General features: G+C 66.4%; 16 protein-coding genes and 1 riboswitch. Of the genes, 13 read left to right on the forward strand and 3 right to left on the reverse strand.

Annotated features, from left to right (window positions below; genetic code table 11):
* Window positions 1–42 precede the first annotated feature (42 nt).
* The 3 genes from ShzoTeo12_RS17535 (at window position 43) to ShzoTeo12_RS17545 (ending at window position 2,632) form a co-directional block, all read left to right on the forward strand.
* On the forward strand, window positions 43–573 hold the full coding sequence (locus ShzoTeo12_RS17535; protein WP_318913214.1) for a YcnI family protein: 531 nt from the start codon (window positions 43–45) through the stop codon (window positions 571–573).
* A 57-nt stretch (window positions 574–630) separates the two neighbouring features.
* The gene (locus tag ShzoTeo12_RS17540; protein ID WP_318913216.1) at window positions 631–2,229 is read left to right on the forward strand and encodes a copper resistance CopC/CopD family protein; all 1,599 of its coding nucleotides are present in this window, start codon (window positions 631–633) and stop codon (window positions 2,227–2,229) included.
* Window positions 2,230–2,308: 79 nt separating this feature from the next.
* Window positions 2,309–2,632, forward strand: coding sequence for a hypothetical protein (locus ShzoTeo12_RS17545; protein ID WP_119255425.1), 324 nt, complete (start codon window positions 2,309–2,311; stop codon window positions 2,630–2,632).
* 21 nt (window positions 2,633–2,653) lie between these two features.
* Here the strand turns inward: ShzoTeo12_RS17545 and recX are convergent, their stop codons facing one another.
* Entirely contained in the window at window positions 2,654–3,214 is a 561-nt protein-coding gene (recX, locus tag ShzoTeo12_RS17550; RefSeq protein WP_318913217.1) for a recombination regulator RecX, read from the reverse strand.
* A 277-nt stretch (window positions 3,215–3,491) separates the two neighbouring features.
* On the opposite strand from recX, the gene ShzoTeo12_RS17555 reads away from it, so the two are divergent.
* From ShzoTeo12_RS17555 to ShzoTeo12_RS17570, 4 genes are all read left to right on the forward strand, one after another.
* Window positions 3,492–4,319, forward strand: a complete 828-nt coding sequence (locus tag ShzoTeo12_RS17555; RefSeq protein WP_318913218.1) for a transporter substrate-binding domain-containing protein — start codon at window positions 3,492–3,494, stop codon at window positions 4,317–4,319.
* Window positions 4,320–4,384: 65 nt separating this feature from the next.
* Complete coding sequence (locus tag ShzoTeo12_RS17560; protein ID WP_318913219.1) at window positions 4,385–5,665, forward strand: FAD-binding oxidoreductase; 1,281 nt, start codon at window positions 4,385–4,387, stop codon at window positions 5,663–5,665.
* A 52-nt stretch (window positions 5,666–5,717) separates the two neighbouring features.
* Window positions 5,718–6,689, forward strand: coding sequence for an amino acid ABC transporter permease (locus tag ShzoTeo12_RS17565; protein WP_119255429.1), 972 nt, complete (start codon window positions 5,718–5,720; stop codon window positions 6,687–6,689).
* Window positions 6,679–7,566: a DMT family transporter gene (locus tag ShzoTeo12_RS17570; protein ID WP_318913221.1), complete on the forward strand. Its 888-nt coding sequence runs from the start codon at window positions 6,679–6,681 to the stop codon at window positions 7,564–7,566. Before ShzoTeo12_RS17565 ends, ShzoTeo12_RS17570 begins: the two co-directional genes overlap by 11 nt.
* A gap of 3 nt (window positions 7,567–7,569) precedes the next feature.
* Here ShzoTeo12_RS17570 and ShzoTeo12_RS17575 read toward each other — a convergent pair whose 3' ends face one another.
* Together ShzoTeo12_RS17575 and ShzoTeo12_RS17580 are read right to left on the reverse strand one after the other, a co-directional pair.
* A complete protein-coding gene (locus ShzoTeo12_RS17575) occupies window positions 7,570–8,397 on the reverse strand; it encodes a PfkB family carbohydrate kinase (RefSeq protein WP_318913222.1) in 828 nt (275 codons plus the stop codon).
* Window positions 8,398–8,536: 139 nt separating this feature from the next.
* Window positions 8,537–9,550 (reverse strand): SIS domain-containing protein, encoded by a 1,014-nt coding sequence (locus ShzoTeo12_RS17580; RefSeq protein WP_318913224.1) that lies wholly within the window; start codon window positions 9,548–9,550, stop codon window positions 8,537–8,539.
* 196 nt (window positions 9,551–9,746) lie between these two features.
* Here ShzoTeo12_RS17580 and ShzoTeo12_RS17585 point away from each other — a divergent pair, with 196 nt between their 5' ends.
* From ShzoTeo12_RS17585 to ShzoTeo12_RS17610, 6 genes are all read left to right on the forward strand, one after another.
* Entirely contained in the window at window positions 9,747–10,478 is a 732-nt protein-coding gene (locus ShzoTeo12_RS17585; protein WP_119255433.1) for a GntR family transcriptional regulator, read from the forward strand.
* 106 nt (window positions 10,479–10,584) lie between these two features.
* On the forward strand, window positions 10,585–11,481 hold the full coding sequence (locus ShzoTeo12_RS17590) for a CHAD domain-containing protein (protein ID WP_318913225.1): 897 nt from the start codon (window positions 10,585–10,587) through the stop codon (window positions 11,479–11,481).
* Between the two features lie 131 nt (window positions 11,482–11,612).
* The gene (locus ShzoTeo12_RS17595; protein ID WP_318912777.1) at window positions 11,613–12,026 is read left to right on the forward strand and encodes a Rid family detoxifying hydrolase; all 414 of its coding nucleotides are present in this window, start codon (window positions 11,613–11,615) and stop codon (window positions 12,024–12,026) included.
* A 90-nt stretch (window positions 12,027–12,116) separates the two neighbouring features.
* Window positions 12,117–13,151 carry a PLP-dependent cysteine synthase family protein gene (locus tag ShzoTeo12_RS17600; RefSeq protein ID WP_318914385.1) on the forward strand — a complete coding sequence of 345 codons (1,035 nt, stop codon included), beginning with the start codon at window positions 12,117–12,119 and terminating at the stop codon, window positions 13,149–13,151.
* A 116-nt stretch (window positions 13,152–13,267) separates the two neighbouring features.
* Window positions 13,268–14,497, forward strand: coding sequence for an aromatic ring-hydroxylating dioxygenase subunit alpha (locus tag ShzoTeo12_RS17605; RefSeq protein WP_318913229.1), 1,230 nt, complete (start codon window positions 13,268–13,270; stop codon window positions 14,495–14,497).
* Window positions 14,498–14,669: 172 nt separating this feature from the next.
* The gene (locus ShzoTeo12_RS17610) at window positions 14,670–15,527 is read left to right on the forward strand and encodes a methylenetetrahydrofolate reductase (RefSeq protein ID WP_318913231.1); all 858 of its coding nucleotides are present in this window, start codon (window positions 14,670–14,672) and stop codon (window positions 15,525–15,527) included.
* 138 nt (window positions 15,528–15,665) lie between these two features.
* Window positions 15,666–15,883, forward strand: a riboswitch (cobalamin riboswitch).
* Window positions 15,884–16,020 lie beyond the last annotated feature (137 nt).

The raw sequence follows: 16,020 nt of genomic DNA on the forward strand, positions 1-16,020 counted from the left end.
CATTCCTTGCCGGCAGAGTGACCGGCAGCATCGGAGACCGAAATGTTGAAACAGACCCTTGCCGCGACGGCTCTTCTCGTCCTCGGCGCATCCACCGCCCTTGCGCATGTCTCGCTGCAAGTGCGGGAAGCGCCGGTGGGCTCGACCTACCGGGCGATTTTCCAGGTGCCGCATGGCTGCGAAGGCAAGCCGACCCATGTCGTCCGCGTCAAGATTCCCGAAGGGGTCATTGCCGTGAAGCCGCAGCCCAAGGCAGGATGGACCCTGGAGAAGGTCAAGGGCGCCTATGACAAGTCCTACGATTACTACGGCACCCCGACGAGCGAGGGCGTGAAGGAGATCGTGTGGAGCGGCGGCAGCCTCGGCGACGACGAATATGACGAGTTCGTGCTGCGCGTCTATCTGACGAAGGATTTGAAGGCGGGCGAAACGCTCTATTTCCCCGTCGTGCAGGAATGCGGCGATGGCCTTGCCGAGCGCTGGATCGAAATCCCGGCGGAAGGCCAGTCGGCCGACGACCTGGAACTGCCGGCCCCCGAGGTCAAGCTGCTGGAAGCGGCGGGCGGTCATTAAGCGATGCGGGCCGGTGCCGTCGGGCGCCGGCCCGTACCGGAAATTCGGAGGTTGACCGTGCGAAACCGCAGTCTTTGCCGATCCGCCGTGCTGGCGCTGCTGGCCGGCTGGTTCTGGTGCTGTCTGACGGCGGCGGCCATGGCGCATGCCGCCCTGACGGGCGCCTCGCCGGCTGACAATGCCGTGCTCAATGCCGCGCCGAAGACGCTCTCGCTGTCGTTCAGCGAGCCGGTCTCCCCGCTCGTGCTGCGGCTGGTCCTGCCCAGCGGCGTTGCCTCGCCGCTCCGTGATTTCGCGCTGCGCGACCGTACCCTGGAGATCACCCCGCCCGCAGGGCTCGAGAACGGCACTTATGTCCTCACCTGGCGCGTCGTTTCCGAAGACGGCCATCCCGTCTCGGGATCGACGATCTTCTCGATCGGCACGCCGAGCGCGTCCCCGCCCTCGGCGGGGGATGGTGTCGACTGGCTTGTCCGCGCAGCGCTCTGGCTGGCACGGACGGGGCTCTATATCGGCCTCTTCCTCGGCATCGGCAGCGCCTTTGTCATCCGCTGGCTGATCCCGGCGGGGCAGGGCGGACGGCGGATCGCCGGCGCGGCGATGGCGATCGGTCTTGTTGCGACGCTCGTCTCCGCCGGCCTGCAGGGCCTCGACGCCCTCGGCCGGCCGCTTTCGAATATCATCGACCCCTCCGTCTGGCGGGCCGGGCTGGGGACGAGCTTCGGTTGGACGGTCGCCGTCCTGAGCGCCGCCTTCCTCGTCGCGCTGGCGGGCTTGCGGTGGAATGCCGCCGGGCGCACGGCGTCGGCGGTCGCGCTCGTCGCCGGCAGCGCTGCCCTGGCGCTGAGCGGCCATGCAAGCGCGGCAAGCCCGCAATGGATGATGCGTCCCGCCGTGTTCCTGCACGCGCTGACGATCGCCCTCTGGGCCGGCTCTCTCGTTCCGCTCGTCTGCGCCTTGCGGGAAGGGGCCGATGTGGGGCGCAGGGCGCTGGACCGGTTTGCCCGGCTCGTTCCCTGTGCCGTGGCGGTGTTGGTTGTCGCGGGCGTCCTGCTCGCTGTCGTGCAGGTCGAGCATCCGGCGGCGCTTCTCTCCACCGCCTATGGCAAGGTGCTGCTCGTCAAGCTGGCGCTGGTGCTGGTGCTGTTCGCTATCGTGGCGGTCAATCGCTGGGTCCTGACCGGGCCCGCCCATGCAGGGGAAGCGCGCGCGATGCGCCGGCTGTCCCGCATGGTCCTGCTGGAAACGCTGGTGGTGCTCGCGATCCTCGCGGTCGCGGCGACGTGGAGGTTCACGCCGCCGCCGCGCGCGCTTGCCGTCGCCGCTGCGCCGCCGGTCTCCATCCACATCCATTCGGCCAAGGCGATGGCGGAAGTGACGATCGATCCGGCGCGTGCCGGTCCGGTCGATGTCTCGGCCGTGATCCTCGCGCCGGACTTCTCGCCCATGGAGGCGAAGGAAGTGACCTTCGTCTTCTCCAAGCCGAATGCCGGCGTTGAGCCGCTGCGGCGCAAGGCCTCCCTGTCGCCCGACGGCCTGTGGCGGGCCGAGACCACCGTCCTGCCGCTGCCGGGGCAATGGCGGCTGCGGGTGGATGTCCTGATCAGCGATTTCGAACTGGTGCGGCTGCAGGACGTCGTCGAGATCGCACCATAAGGGGCGCTGCCTTCAAAATGTCAGGCCGCCGTCTTAAAGGCGCGGGCGACCGGGTGGTCGCTCAGCCGCGGAGATGGCGATGTCTGCAAACAACAAGCGCTCCGGCGTTTCCCTTTCCCATCATATCCTGCCGACTTCGGGAACGATGATCGGCATATGCATGACCTTGATCGGCCTCGTGAAATTGAACGAGAATCGCGGCGGGATGAGCCATGTGGACGAATATGCCGCCCTTTCGGCGCTGGTCTTTCTCGCAAGCGCCGTGACGTCCTATCTCTCGCTGCGATACGAGGACAACGAGGCGCTCAGCCGTCGCCTCGAGAATTTTGCCGATCAATGTTTCTTGATCGGGCTGGTCGCCATCGTCATCATCGGCGTCCTCTTCGCCTATGCGGTCATCTGATGCGGAACGCCCTGCGGCCGCTCAGGCCATGAAGCCGCCGCCCGCGCCCAGCCTTTCCTCGGCCTCGTCCCGCGACATGGAAAGCACCTGCCGCGTGACGTCGAAGCCGAAGCCGCCGCGCGTGAAGGCGGAGAATTCCTTGGCTTTCCGCTTCTCGTCGAGCTCCACCTTGCGGAAGGGGCCGAAGGCGCGTTTGCGGGCAAGGACCAGCGCGGCAAGAAGATCGTCGATTTCGGCCGCCGCGGCCGTCGCGGTGTCGCCGGCGATGCCCTTCTGGGAAAGTTTGCGGGCGACGGCCCGCCGCGACCTGCCGCTTCGCATGCCAGAACGGCTGGCCGCCTCGGCATAGGCCTTGTCGTCCAGCGCCTTGTTGTCATAGGCGAATTTCACCGCGAAATCCGCAAGCGCCCGGACCTGCCCGTCGCTGATGCCCTCGAACTTCTCGCGCGCCTTGCGGGCGATCGCGTCGAAGAGCTGCCTTTCCGTGTGCATGCGTCGCTCGATGCGGTAGATCGTCGAGTTGCGCGCCCAGGAGAGCATGCGCGGGCTCGGCGCGTCGTCGGTGGTCGTCTCTTCCTGCAAAGTCAGCCTTGCCTGCCGGGATGAAGTTCACCCGGTTCGAAGACCACATGACGGGCGTTTCGGCAAGCCGTCCGCGCAAATTCCCGTGGAGCCTGAGGGCTGGCATCTCCGTTGTCCGCTGGCAAAGCGTTATCCTTCGCCGACATGCCTTCATCCGATTATTTCATGGATCGCACGCTCAGCCCGCTTGACTCGGGGAAGGAGGTCTTGTCACACTCAGTTGTCAGACATCTTACATAAATGGGGATCCCGGCTGACGGATCACAAGGAGGACCACATGAAAAAGCTCTTCATGCGACTGGCCGTAGGCGCCGCATTCGTCGCAGCCGCCGTCTCGGCCCATGCCGGCCAGACCCTGGACCGCGTGATGGAAAAGAAGGCGATGGTCGTCGCCACCAACAGCGGCTGGCCGCCCCAGAGCTACCTCGACGACAACAACGAGATGGTCGGCTTCGACATCGACGTCTCCCGCGAGATCGCCAAGCGCCTCGGCGTCGAGGTGAGCTTCGAGACGCCCGACTGGCAGACGCTGACCGGCGGCCGCTGGCAGGGCCGCTACGATCTCGGCGTCGGCTCGGTGACGCCCACCAAGGCCCGCGCCCAGGTGATCGACTTCGTCGGCATCTACTACTACAGCCCCTATGTCTACGTCGTCCACAAGGACAGCGACGCCAAGACCGTCACCGACCTCAACGGCAAGGTCATCGGCGTCGAGACGGCGACGACCTCCGAGGACTTCATCAACCGCCGCCTCGAGATCGACGCGCCGGGCCTGCCGCCCATCGAGTACAAGCTCGAGCCGGGCGAGATTCGCACCTTCGCCGATTCCATGCTGCCCTTCGATGACCTGCGCCTCGGCAACGGCGTGCGCCTCGATGCGGTGATCGCGCCGGAACAGACCGCCATGAACGCCATCAAGAACGGCTATCCGGTCAAGGTCCTCGAAGGCGAATATGCCTTCCGTGAGCCGCTCGTCGTGATCGCCGAGAAGGTCGATCCGGAATGGACCGCCAAGGTCGGCGGCATCATCGAGGAGATGAAGAAGGACGGCACGCTCGGAACGCTCACCACCAAGTGGTACGGCAAGGACTACAGCGCCGACTGAGCGAACTGAACCGACGGCGCGGGCGGCTTCGCCCGCGCCCTTCATGCCTGAGGGGGAGCGTGATCATGGCCTATCCGGACACCTATTACAAAAGAACCATGGCGGACCAGACGGCGCGGACGGCCCTTTCGGGCACGGTCGAGTGCGACGTCGCGGTCGTCGGCGGCGGCCTTGCCGGCCTTTCCGCGGCGCTGCAGCTTGCCCGCGCCGGAAAGCGCGTCGTCGTGCTGGAGGCCGAAAGCATCGGCTTCGGCGCCTCCGGCCGCAATGGCGGCTTCGTCAGCCCTGGCTATGCCACGGGCGGCGAGGAAATCGCCCGCGTCGCCGGGAAGGACAAGGCCCGCCAGCTCCACCTGCTTTCCATGGAAGGCGTCGAGTTCATCCGCGACAATATAAGCACGCTCGGCATCGTCGATGCCAAGCCGCAGCCGGGCATCATGAGCGTGCTGCGCTATGACGACGGCGCCAGCCTCAAGGCTTATGCGGAACAGTCCCTGAAGGAATACGACTACCGTCTGGAATACATGGACCGCGACGAAGTTCGCGCGGTGCTGAAGTCGGAACGTTATTTCCAGGCGCTGCGCAATCCCAATGCCTTCCACATGCACCCGCTCAACTATCTGCGCGGCATCGCCCGCGAGATCGAGCGCCTCGGCGGCCGCATCTGCGAGCAGTCGCCGGTGACGTCCTCCGATCTCGGCGGCGCGGAAAAGCGGCTGAAGACGGCCGGCGGCGAGGTGAAGGCGCGCGACGTGCTCTTCACGACGGGCGGCTATACCGGCGCGCTCAACGGGCGGCTGAAGCGCTCCTTCCTGCCGATCGCCACCTATGTCATGGTCAGCGAGGAGGCCCCGGAGCTGATCGCCTCGGCCATCGCGACCTCCAATGCCATCGGCGACAACCGCCGCGCGGGCGACTACTACCGCGTCGTCGACGACGGCCGCCGGCTGCTGTGGGGCGGCCGCATCACCACCCATGCGGCTTCGACGGCCGGCCTCGTGCGCGAGCTGCGCGCCGAGATGGTCGGCACCTATCCGCAGCTCGCCGGCCTGAAGACGGAGCTCGCCTGGTCGGGTCTCATGTCCTATGCGCGCCACCTCATGCCCCAGATCGGGCGCATGGCCCCCGGCGTCTGGTATTGCACCGCCTTCGGCGGGCACGGCCTCAACACGACGGCGATCGGCGGCAAGGTCATCGCCGAGGGCATCCTCGGCGAAAGCGAACGCTACCGGCTCTACGAGCCCTTCGGCCTCGTCTGGGCCGGCGGGATCGCGGGCCTGGCGGTGGCGCAGCTCACCTACTGGAAGCTCCAGGCGCAGGACTGGTGGCGCGAGCGCGCCGCCTGAGGCAGATTGCGCAGACATGCGGAACTGAAAACGAAGCAGGAGAGGGCGGACCATGATCGGCCGACTGATACTTACCTATCCCGAAGCCTCGCGCAGGGCGGGCGGGCTGCTGATCCTCGCCATCGTCGTGGCGGTGCTCTATTCCCTCGGCATCAGCTCCGCATGGATCGGCCATGTCCTGCCGTCCTCGGCAAACTGGCTCGGGGAAAACCCGACGGCTGGCCGGCTCGTCTCGGCCCTGCTGATCGCGCTCATCGTCGCGGCCAACTGGAAGGCGCTGCGTCAGCTCTCCCGGCGCCAGCAGGTGATCGGCGTCTGGATCGAGCTCTTCGCGCTCCTGATGCTGTTCTTCTATTCCTTCGACCTCTCCTTCGCCTTCATTGCCAAGAAGATCGGCTTCCTCATCACCCAGGGCGTGACGACGACGCTCTACATTTCCGCGATCTCCATCGTCATCGCCACGGTGATCGCGCTGGCGGGCGCCATCGCCAAATTGTCGAGCAACGGCGTCATCTACGGCCTTGCGACCTTCTACACCTCGCTCTTCCGCGGCCTGCCGCTCCTGATGCAGATCTACATCATCTATCTCGGCCTGCCGCAGGTGGGCTATGTGATCAGCGCGGTGCCGGCCGGCATTCTCGCGCTGTCGCTCTGCTACGGCGCCTATATGACGGAAATCTTCCGCGCCGGCATCCAGAGCATCAATCGCGGCCAGACCGAGGGCGCGACGGCGCTCGGCCTCAGCCCGAGCCAGACCATGGCGCTCGTCATCCTGCCGCAGGCCATGCGGGTGATCATTCCGCCGACCGGCAACCAGTTCATCGCGATGCTGAAGGATTCTTCGCTCGTCTCCGTCGTCGGCGTCTGGGAAATCATGTATCTCGCCCGCACCCAGGGCCAGACCGAGTTCCGCCACATCGAGATGCTGATCACCGCCTCGATGATCTACTGGGTCCTGTCGATCTGCCTGGAATACGCCCAGTCCCGCATCGAGGAACGCTTCGGCCGCTTCAATGTCCGTTGACATTCCCGCGGGTGAAGGCGACGGCGCGCCTCTGGTGCCGTCGAACGGCCGCGGCGCGCTGCTCGTGCTCGCGGCCTTCGCCATATTCTCGGCGACCGATGCCATCGTGAAGATCATGGCCGTGGCGATCCCCGCGCCGCAGGTGACGTTCCTCGTCACCGCCGCGGCCCTCCTGCTGCTCCTTCTCCATGCGCTTGCCACAGGCCGCACGCGCCGCCTCGTGCCGCGCCAGCCGGCGCTCGCCTTCTGGCGGGCGCTCCTGCTCGCGCTCGATACGCTGCTGATCCACTATTCCTTCGCGCGCCTGCCGCTGGCGGAAGCCTATCTCATCGCCTTCCTGACGCCGATCCTCGTCGCGGTGCTGGGTTTCTTCCTGCTGCGCGAACGGCTCTCCGCCATCGGCTGGGTCGGCGTGCTGGTCGGCTTCGCCGGCGTCGTGGTGGCGCTGAAGCCGGGCGTCGCACCGCTCAATCTCGGCCATGCGGCGGCCTTCGGCTCGGCGGTCTTCTTCGCCTTCTCGCTGATCCTGCTGCGCCGCGCCAAGCTGGCCGAGACGGACGAGGCGCTCGTCGCCAGCGTGCTCGTGGTGATGACGCCCGTCGCCCTCGCCGTGGCGTTTGTCTCCGGCGGCCTGGTGGCGGTCGGCAGTCCGGCTCTCGCTTATGCCGCGGCCGGCGGCGCGATGATGCTGGGCGGCCATGCGCTGCTGGTGCGTGCCTTTCGCGTCGGCGAGGCCTCGGTGGTCGCGCCGTTCCAGTACAGCCAGATCATCTGGGGTTGCCTTTACGGGGTATTCCTCTTCGCGACCCCGGTGGAGATGCACACGCTCTTCGGCGCGGCGATCATCATCGTCTCGGGCTGGCTCGTCCTGAAATGACGGTCAGAACGGCTGCGGTTGCTGCGGGAACCCGCCGACATGGGTGCAGGTCAGCGCCGCCCGGTCGCGGCCGGCTGCAAGGCACGCGGCAAGCGGCAGGCCGCCGATGCGCGCGGCAAGAAAACCGGCGATGAAGCTGTCGCCCGCGCCGGTCGTGTCGACCACGTTGACCGTCCGGATGCCCGCCTCGACGCGGGTCCTGCCGTCGCTTGCGACCGAGCCCTTGCCGCCGCGGGTGACGACGGCGAGCGGCAGGCCCTCGTCGAGAAGGCGTTTCAGCAAAGCTTCGCAAATGTCATCGTCGTCACCTGCCGAGGCGAAGGCGATGGAAAGGCCGCCGGTGCCGAGATTGGCCGGATCGGCATTGACGGAAATATCCTGCGAGACGCTGACGCCGGCTTCCGCAAGCGTCCGGCGGAGCGCCCCGCCATCGTCCATCCAGCCGATATGCACATGGTCCATCGTCCTGAGGACGGCAATGTCGTCGGCATCCGGCCGGTAGCCGGCGCAGACCCCGAAATCCTCATGGACGAAGACGCGGTCGCCGGAGGCAAGGGTCTCGATATCCGTATAGGCCGTCACGCCGGGGCGCACCTGAAGATGGGTGACGTCCACGCCGTGTTCCGAAAGAAGGCGCCGCGTATGCCGCCCGGCCTCGTCCGGCCCGACTGCACCGAAATAGAAGGAGACCCGGTCGAGGCGGGCAAGCTGCACGGCGACATTCACCGCATTGCCGCCCACGAACGACTGGCTGCCGGAGGCCTGTGGACCGGACGGGCGGAAGCGGTCGATGCAATTGTCGCCGACGGCGGCGAAGCGGAAGGTCGTCATGCTGGTCTCTTCCAGGGCAATGTCAGCGAGGGTACGGCCGAAGCTTTCCCGCGATAACGGGAAACGCCAGGGACGGTAAAGCCGCGAATGCGCTGTCCTGCATTCGCGGCTTCGGATGGCCGGGCGCCGGGCCGCTATATCAGTAGGCGACGCGCTTGTAGTAGCGGCGCGTGGTCAGCGGATGGTTGCGCATGACCTCCAGATGGGCGCTGATGCGCTCGAGCACGGTCGCGAGCAGCACCGGCGAGACGAACCCGCGCACCTCCGGGGAGATGCCCGGCAGGTCGAATTCGGCGGTGTCGAGCACGGTCAGCTTGTCGGTATAGCCCGGCGCGAAGTTCTGCACGCGCTCGGCGAGCGGGCGCAGGGCGTCCTCGCCCTTGAAGAGGATGACGCTGACGCCCTTTTCCACCAGCTCCAGCGTGCCGTGGAAGAAATCGGAGGCGTGCACGGGGCGGGTGCGGATCCACTGCATCTCTTCCAGGATGCACATGCCGTAGTAGAAGGCTTCCGGCCAGACATTCCCGGCGCCGGTGACGATGTGGTAGTCGGAGCCGGCCAGCACCTTCGCGAAGGCTTCGGCCTTCGGCTCGTAGGCGCGCTTCACCTCCAGCAGCAGTTCCGGCATGCGGGCGAGCTCGGCGACGATCTCGTCGTGGTTCTCGATCTCGCCGCGATGCTTCAGGATGGCGAGCGCGATGAAGAGGGATTGCAGGTAGAAGGATTCGCAGGACGTGTCGTCCTCGGCGAAGTTCACGAAGACATGGTCCCCGCCCTTGCCGAGAGGCGTTTCCTCATGGCCGACCAGCGTGAGGACGGTCGCGCCGGTTTCCTTGAGCATGGCGAGGAGGGCGACGCTCTCCTTCGTCGTGCCGGAGAGCGAGGGCATGACGACGATCGACTTTTCCGTCAGGTTCGCCGAGCCGGTGAGGGCGAGTTCCGCCGGCATGTCGATGAAGGCGGGAAAGCGCGAGCGGCGCTGCAGAAGCTGGGCCGCCGGCTGCATCAGGATCGCCGCGCCGCCGGTGCCGAGGAAGAAGATGTTCTCCGCACCCGCGGCAAGGCAGGACGCGATCACCGTCTCCAGTCGCTTCTGCAGCCCGACGGCGCCCGACTGGATGCGAAGGAACCTCTGTTCGTCAAAATTCAGCATGTCTGCCCCCGAATAGGAATGAAATGTAGTTGTAAGACAACTGACATCGTGGAGAGATCGTGTCAAGCCGGGTCGCGGAGAGGAAATGCCGGAAGAGCACCATATTGCGCAGGCATGCCGGGAAGCGCTTAGCGCTTGACCACCCAGGATTTGTCAGACAAGAAAAGCGAAGAACAATCAATCAACGAGGCATGCGGTGGACGAACCCCTTCGCGATTCGCGCACGCTCGCCGTCCAGCTCAGGGACCGGATCGCCGATCTCATCCGCGAGGAGGGGCTGAAGCCGGGAGACAAGCTGCCGACCGAGGCGCAGCTCACCCAGCGCTTCCACATTTCGCGGCCGGCGCTGCGCGAGGCGCTGAAACTGCTCGAGCAGGACGACGTGATCTATGTCGAGCATGGCCGCGGCCGCTTCGTCTCGGCGCTCGCCGCCGTCCAGGTCGACCGGCCGATCACCGTCTTCGAAAGCGTCACCGACATGGCGCGCCATTACGGCTACCGCACGCTCAACAAGGTGCTCTCCATCGCCGAGGAAGCGCCGGACAAGCGGGTCGCCGAGAGCCTGCGGCTCGGGCCGGCCGACCGCGTGATCCGCATCGAGCGCATCCGCCTGCATGAAGATGAGCCGATCCTCTACTGCATCGACTACGTGCCGCGCAGCATCGTTGCCGGCCGCCTCTACGATATCGACTGGAGCGGCTCGCTGATGGCGCTTCTGGAAGAGCACGGCAACCGCCCGCGCATGTCGGCGGCGAGCGTTTCCTCCGTGATGTTGCCGGACGACGTGGTCGAGCGCCACGACCTGCGCGATTTCGGTCCGGCGCTGCTCATCACCGAGACCTGTTTCAACGCGGCGGGCGAGCCGGTGAACTATGCCATCGATTATCACCGCGGCAGCCATTTCTCGTTCAGCCTGACGCGGAAATGAGACCATAGGCCCTTGCCGGTTCCGTGCGGCTTTCGACTTCAGGAAGCATCCCGGCAGGAAACATGCTATCGGCGAAGCGAACCGATATTTGCCGAAAGACGCCCGCATGATCCTTCGTCTCGATCCTTCCATGCTGTCGGCCGCGCAGTTGCGTGGCGGCGCTGAAAAGGCGCTGGACGATATCGTCGTCCTCCTCACCGAGCAGCCGGGCGGCCTGCATCATGCCGTGCACGAGGCTCGGCGGGCGCTCAAGCGCCTTCGCGCCTTCCACCGCCTTTTCGCGGAGGGCGACCGTACCTTCTTCCGCCACCAAAATGCGCGCCTGCGCGATGCCGCCCGCCTCCTCGCCGAAGGGCGCGAGGTCGCCGCGCTTGCCGAGACGGGGGAGTGGCTGGTGACGGAGGCGCGCAAGCCCCAGGAGGCGGTGCTCTTCAAGCGGGTGGCCGCCGTCCTCGCCGCCCGGCGCGAGGCCATGGACCATGCCGCGCTCGAGGCCAATGTCGCGCAGGTCATCGCCGCCTGCCGCAAGGTGCGGGGTGGCCTTACGGATTTCGACCTGCCGGACGGCCGGCGCAGGCTGGCGAAGATCGTGGCGCGTGGCTGGAAGCGCATCCTCACGCGGGGCAACGGGGTGGTCCTGTCGGCTGCCGACGGCGGCAAGGGCTTTCACGAATTGCGCAAGAGCGCCCAGACCCTCAATGCCTGCCTCATTCTCCTGAGGCCGCTGTGGCCGCAGGCGATGATCGCTCGCCAGGAAATGCTGCGCCCGATCATCGCGGCGCTTGGCCGCGAAAACGACCTTGCGGGCCTCGCCCTGCTGATGGAGCGCTCCCCGCAGGATTTCGGCGAGCCTATCGAGCAGGTCGTCCTGCAGCGGCTCATTGCGCAGCGGCGCGAGGCGCTCCAGCGCACGGCCTTGCAGCAGGCTGAAAGCGTCTTCGCCATCAATGCGAAAGAGGATGCGAGCCGCATCGCGCTTCTCTGGGAAACGCTGTCCCGCTGAGGCGAGCCGGGCTGCATGTCGCATGGCGACACGAATATTCCCGGCCGCGGCATGCGCCCGCGGCGCGAACCTGTTATGGAAGGCTGCGCGTCGCGCATGAATTTCCATGAATGACCAGAACGGAGCTGACGATGGTTTCCACTTCCGACCCCAAGGCAGGCCTCAGCGCCGTGACCGCCGCCGATGCGCCGGCGGCCATCGGCCCCTATTCGCAGGCGATCGCCGTGAACGGCCTGCTCTTCGTCTCCGGCCAGCTGCCGATCGATCCGGCGACCGGCGCCTTCGCCTCCGACGATCCGGTCGAGCAGGCGCGGCAATGCCTGCGCAACATCGCCGCCATCGCCCGCGCCGCCGGCACGGATATCGCGCGCACCGTCAAGACCACCGTGCTCGTGCGCGACCTCTCGCGCTTTGCCGAGATCAACGCGGCCTATGGCGAGTTCTTCTGCGCCCCCTATCCCGCCCGCGCCACCTTCGAGGTCTCCGGCCTGCCGAAAGACGCGCAGGTGGAGATCGAGGCCGTCATCGCGCTCAAGGGGGAGTGAGGCATGAACGGTGCCGCAACTTCGCCTGGCCCGGAACCGGTCTCCTCGCTCGATTGCGCCGACCGCGCCTGGGCGCGCGCGGCCATCGGCATGCTGGAGGGCGATGCCCGCCGCTCGGCCGACACCCACCTCGTCAATCCGGTCTTCAAGGGGCTGAAGGGCATCTCGGTCTATCTCAAGGACGAGAGCACCCATCCGACCGGCAGCCTGAAGCATAGGCTGGCCCGCTCGCTCTTCCTCTACGGCATCTGCAACGGCCGCATCTGCAAGGGCACCACGCTGGTCGAGGCCTCGTCGGGCTCGACGGCGGTTTCCGAGGCCTATTTCGCCAACCTGCTCGGCCTGCCCTTCATCGCCGTCATGCCGCGCAGCACCAGCCGCACGAAGATCGACGTCATCGAGCGCTTCGGCGGGCGCTGCGCCTTCGTCGACAAGCCGGGCGAGGTCTACGAGACGGCGGCGCGCATCGCGGCGGAGACGAAGGGCCATTATCTCGACCAGTTCACCAATGCCGAGCGCGCCACCGACTGGCGCGGTAACAACAACATCGCCGAGAGCATCTTCGGCCAGATGGAGCGGGAAGCCCATCCGGTGCCGGCCTGGGTGATCATGGGGGCGGGGACCGGCGGCACCTCGGCGACCATCGGGCGCTATATCCGCTACCGCAACCTCGCGACGCGGCTTTGCGTGACGGATGTCGAGAACTCGGTGTTCTACGACGCCTGGAAGAGCGGCGACATGGAAACGACCTGCACGACGCCGTCGCGCATCGAGGGGGTCGGCCGGCCGCGCGTCGAGCCGTCCTTCATCCCGACGGTCATCGATCACATGATCAAGGTGCCGGACGCGGCCTCCATCGCCGCCGCGCATGTGCTGTCCGACCGGCTGTTCCGCCGGGTCGGCGCCTCGACGGGCACGAACTTCTTCGGCCTCATCTCGATTGCCGACAGCATGATGAAGGAAGGCCGCGAAGGCTCGCTCGTCACGCTGATCTGCGACAGCGGCGACCGCTATTCCGGGACGTATTTCAATGCGGACTGGCTGGCGGCGAACGGCATCGACATCGCCCCCTGGTGCAACGCCATCGAGACGTTCCTCGATACTGGGGTTCTCCAAGCGCCCTGAAGCCGGCAGGCCGCGTGATCGAACTTGTCGATTAATCGTGGCCTTCCCGCCATCTTGCCGGACTGAGGGCGCCCCGGAATACTGGTTTACCGAACAGCCTGATAGGGTCGACCAGTATGGGACACATTGCCGAAGCCGTCATCGACGTCAACGCCGACCGCATCGATCGTCTCGTTGCGGAGCACCGGCCGGGGCACGGGCTCGCCCGCCCGTTCTACCATGACGCGGAGATCTACCAGCGCGACATGGAGCGGGTGTTCCGCCGCCACTGGCACTGCATCGCCCACGAGAGCGTGATCCCGAACGTCAACGATTTCGAGGTCTTCCGCATCGACAGCGAGCAGGTGATCGTCGCCCGTGCGGCCGACGGCTCCGTCCATGCCATGCTCAATGTCTGTCGCCATCGCGGCGCGGAGGTCTGCACGAAGCAGAAGGGCAATGCCCGCGTCTTCGTCTGTCCCTACCATGCCTGGACCTACGGCAACGACGGCAGCCTCAAGGCGGCGCGCCTGATGCCGAAGGAATTCGACCGCGGCGAGCATGGCCTGCGCAAGATCCATGTCCGCGTCGTCGAGGGACTGATCTTCATCTGTTTCGCCGAGACGCCGCTCGATTTTTCCGAGGTCGAGAACCTGCTGCACGCCACCTGCGGCCAGTATGGCTGGGCGGGCGCCCGCGTCGCCCACCGCGAGAGCTATCCTGTCGCCGCCAACTGGAAGCTGGCGGTCGAGAACTATGTCGAATGCTACCATTGCGGCCCGGCGCATCCGGAATATTCCCAGACCCACGCGCTGGAGCAACCGCTCCACATGATCGAGGCGCTGAACGAGGCGATGGAGGCGCGCACCTGCGCGCTCGGCATCGAGGTCGGCTCGGGCAACCACTGGCAGACCTCGCGCGAGGGCCGCGAGGCGATCCACGCCTTCCGCTATGCGCTCTATGACGGGGTGCAGAGCGGCAGCGAGGACGGCAAGGCGGTCGCCCCGCTGATGGGCCGCTTCAGCGACTTCGACGGGGGCGTGACCTCCATCCATCTCGGTGGCACGACCTTCCTCGTCTGCTATCCCGACCACGGCATGATCTACCGCTTCATCCCGAAATCGGCGGAGAGCTGCGAGATGGAGCTGATCTGGCTCGTCGACGGCAAGGCGGAGGCGGGCAGGGACTACGACCTCGCCAAGCTCACCTGGCTGTGGAAGGTGACGACCGAGGAGGACAAGGCGATTATCGAGCACACGGCGCGCGGCGTGCGGTCGCACTATTTCGTGCCCGGCCCCATCGCGCCGATGGAGCATAACGAGCTGCGCTATATCGGCTGGTATCTCGACGAGATCGGCCGGGCCTGAAAGGCTGCGCCTTCTTGACGCGACAGGGCCCCGCCTCTTCGGCGGGGCTTGCCGTTTCGCCCTTCCACGATACTTTTGCGCAAGCCGTCAAGCGTATGACGCGTTGGATGCTGCGCCTTGCGGAAAAGGGCGTCATAGCAGGCCATTACTTTCAACGGGCATGAGCGTGAGAATGATCGGACAGGTGCGAACGGAAACGGGACGGCTTCCAGCCTCGATGGAAGCCCTGCCGAAACAGGTCCCGCCGGTCGCGGACCTCGTCACGCTGCTGCCGCGGGGCGTGCGGGTCTACCTGACGGATATCGGCGCGCCGGAGACCGAGGCGGAAACGCTGGCCGCCGCCCGCCGGCTGCATGAAGCCGGCTGCGTGCCGGTGCCGCATCTCGCCGCCCGGCGGATCGCCTCGCGGGATGCGCTGGAACGGCGCGTCGGCCGCCTGGCCGAAGAGGCGGGCGTCATGGACGTGCTGGTGATCGGCGGCGGCATCACGCCGCCGGCCGGGCCTTTCTCGTCCTCGCTCGACGTTCTGGAAACGGGCGTTCTCGACCGCTTCGGCATCCGGGATTTCGCCATTGCCGGCCATCCCGAGGGCAGCCCGGATTTCACCGACGCGGTCGCGCTGGAAGCCTTGCGCCGCAAGCTGGATTTCGCCGAGCGGACGGATGCCCGCCTGCGCATCGTCACGCAGTTCGGCTTCGACGCGCAGAAGGCCATCGCCTGGGCGGACGGGCTGGTGCGCGCTGGCATCGACGTTCCGATCCATCTCGGCGTCGCGGGACCGGCCAAGATCACGACGCTCATCAAATACGGAACCATGTGCGGCATCGGGAACTCCCTTTCCGTCCTGACCCGGCACGGCGGCGGGCTCATGGCGCTCGCCGCCGGCTATTCGCCGGAAACGGTCGTCGGCCCCGTCGAGGAGCGCTGGCGCACGGCGATGCCGGGCCCCATCACGCAGATCCACGTCTTCCCCTTCGGCGGGCTGGACAAGTCGGCCGCATGGCTGCGCAAGCGCGGCTCTTGGTGCTAGGCAAAGGCACCGGTCATGCGTGCCGGCCACAAGTCGATGGCGGTGAATGTGGAGGCGATTGCCGGGGACCCGCTCGCTGGTGCGCAATGAAACCGTGGAAAATCCACCATAGCCGTTGACGCATTTTTTACCTCGTCTACTATATCTTGTGTTCGAGGTTCCTTCGATTCGAAAGGATGGAAGGCTAAGACGGGAATCCGGGGCGGCCATGATGGCCGCGTCAATCCGGAGCTGCCCCCGCAACTGTAAGCGGCGAGCATTCGTTCGATGAGCCACTGGGGCGTAAATGCCTTGGGAAGGCGGACGGATGCCGCGACCCGCAAGCCAGGAGACCTGCCTCGAGCATGAACGTCCACGGGCGGGGTGTCCGGATGGCGAGCGTTGGGTTGTGCAGGATGCCGCCCGCCGTCTCCCCCGATCCCCCGCGAAATGTCTCGGGGTGAAGTCATGTCGATTTTGTTGCCAGTCCATCCGCGCGAGTAGGCGGCGCCCC

Source organism: Shinella zoogloeoides, from assembly GCF_033705735.1.
GTDB classification, from domain to species: domain Bacteria; phylum Pseudomonadota; class Alphaproteobacteria; order Rhizobiales; family Rhizobiaceae; genus Shinella; species Shinella zoogloeoides_A.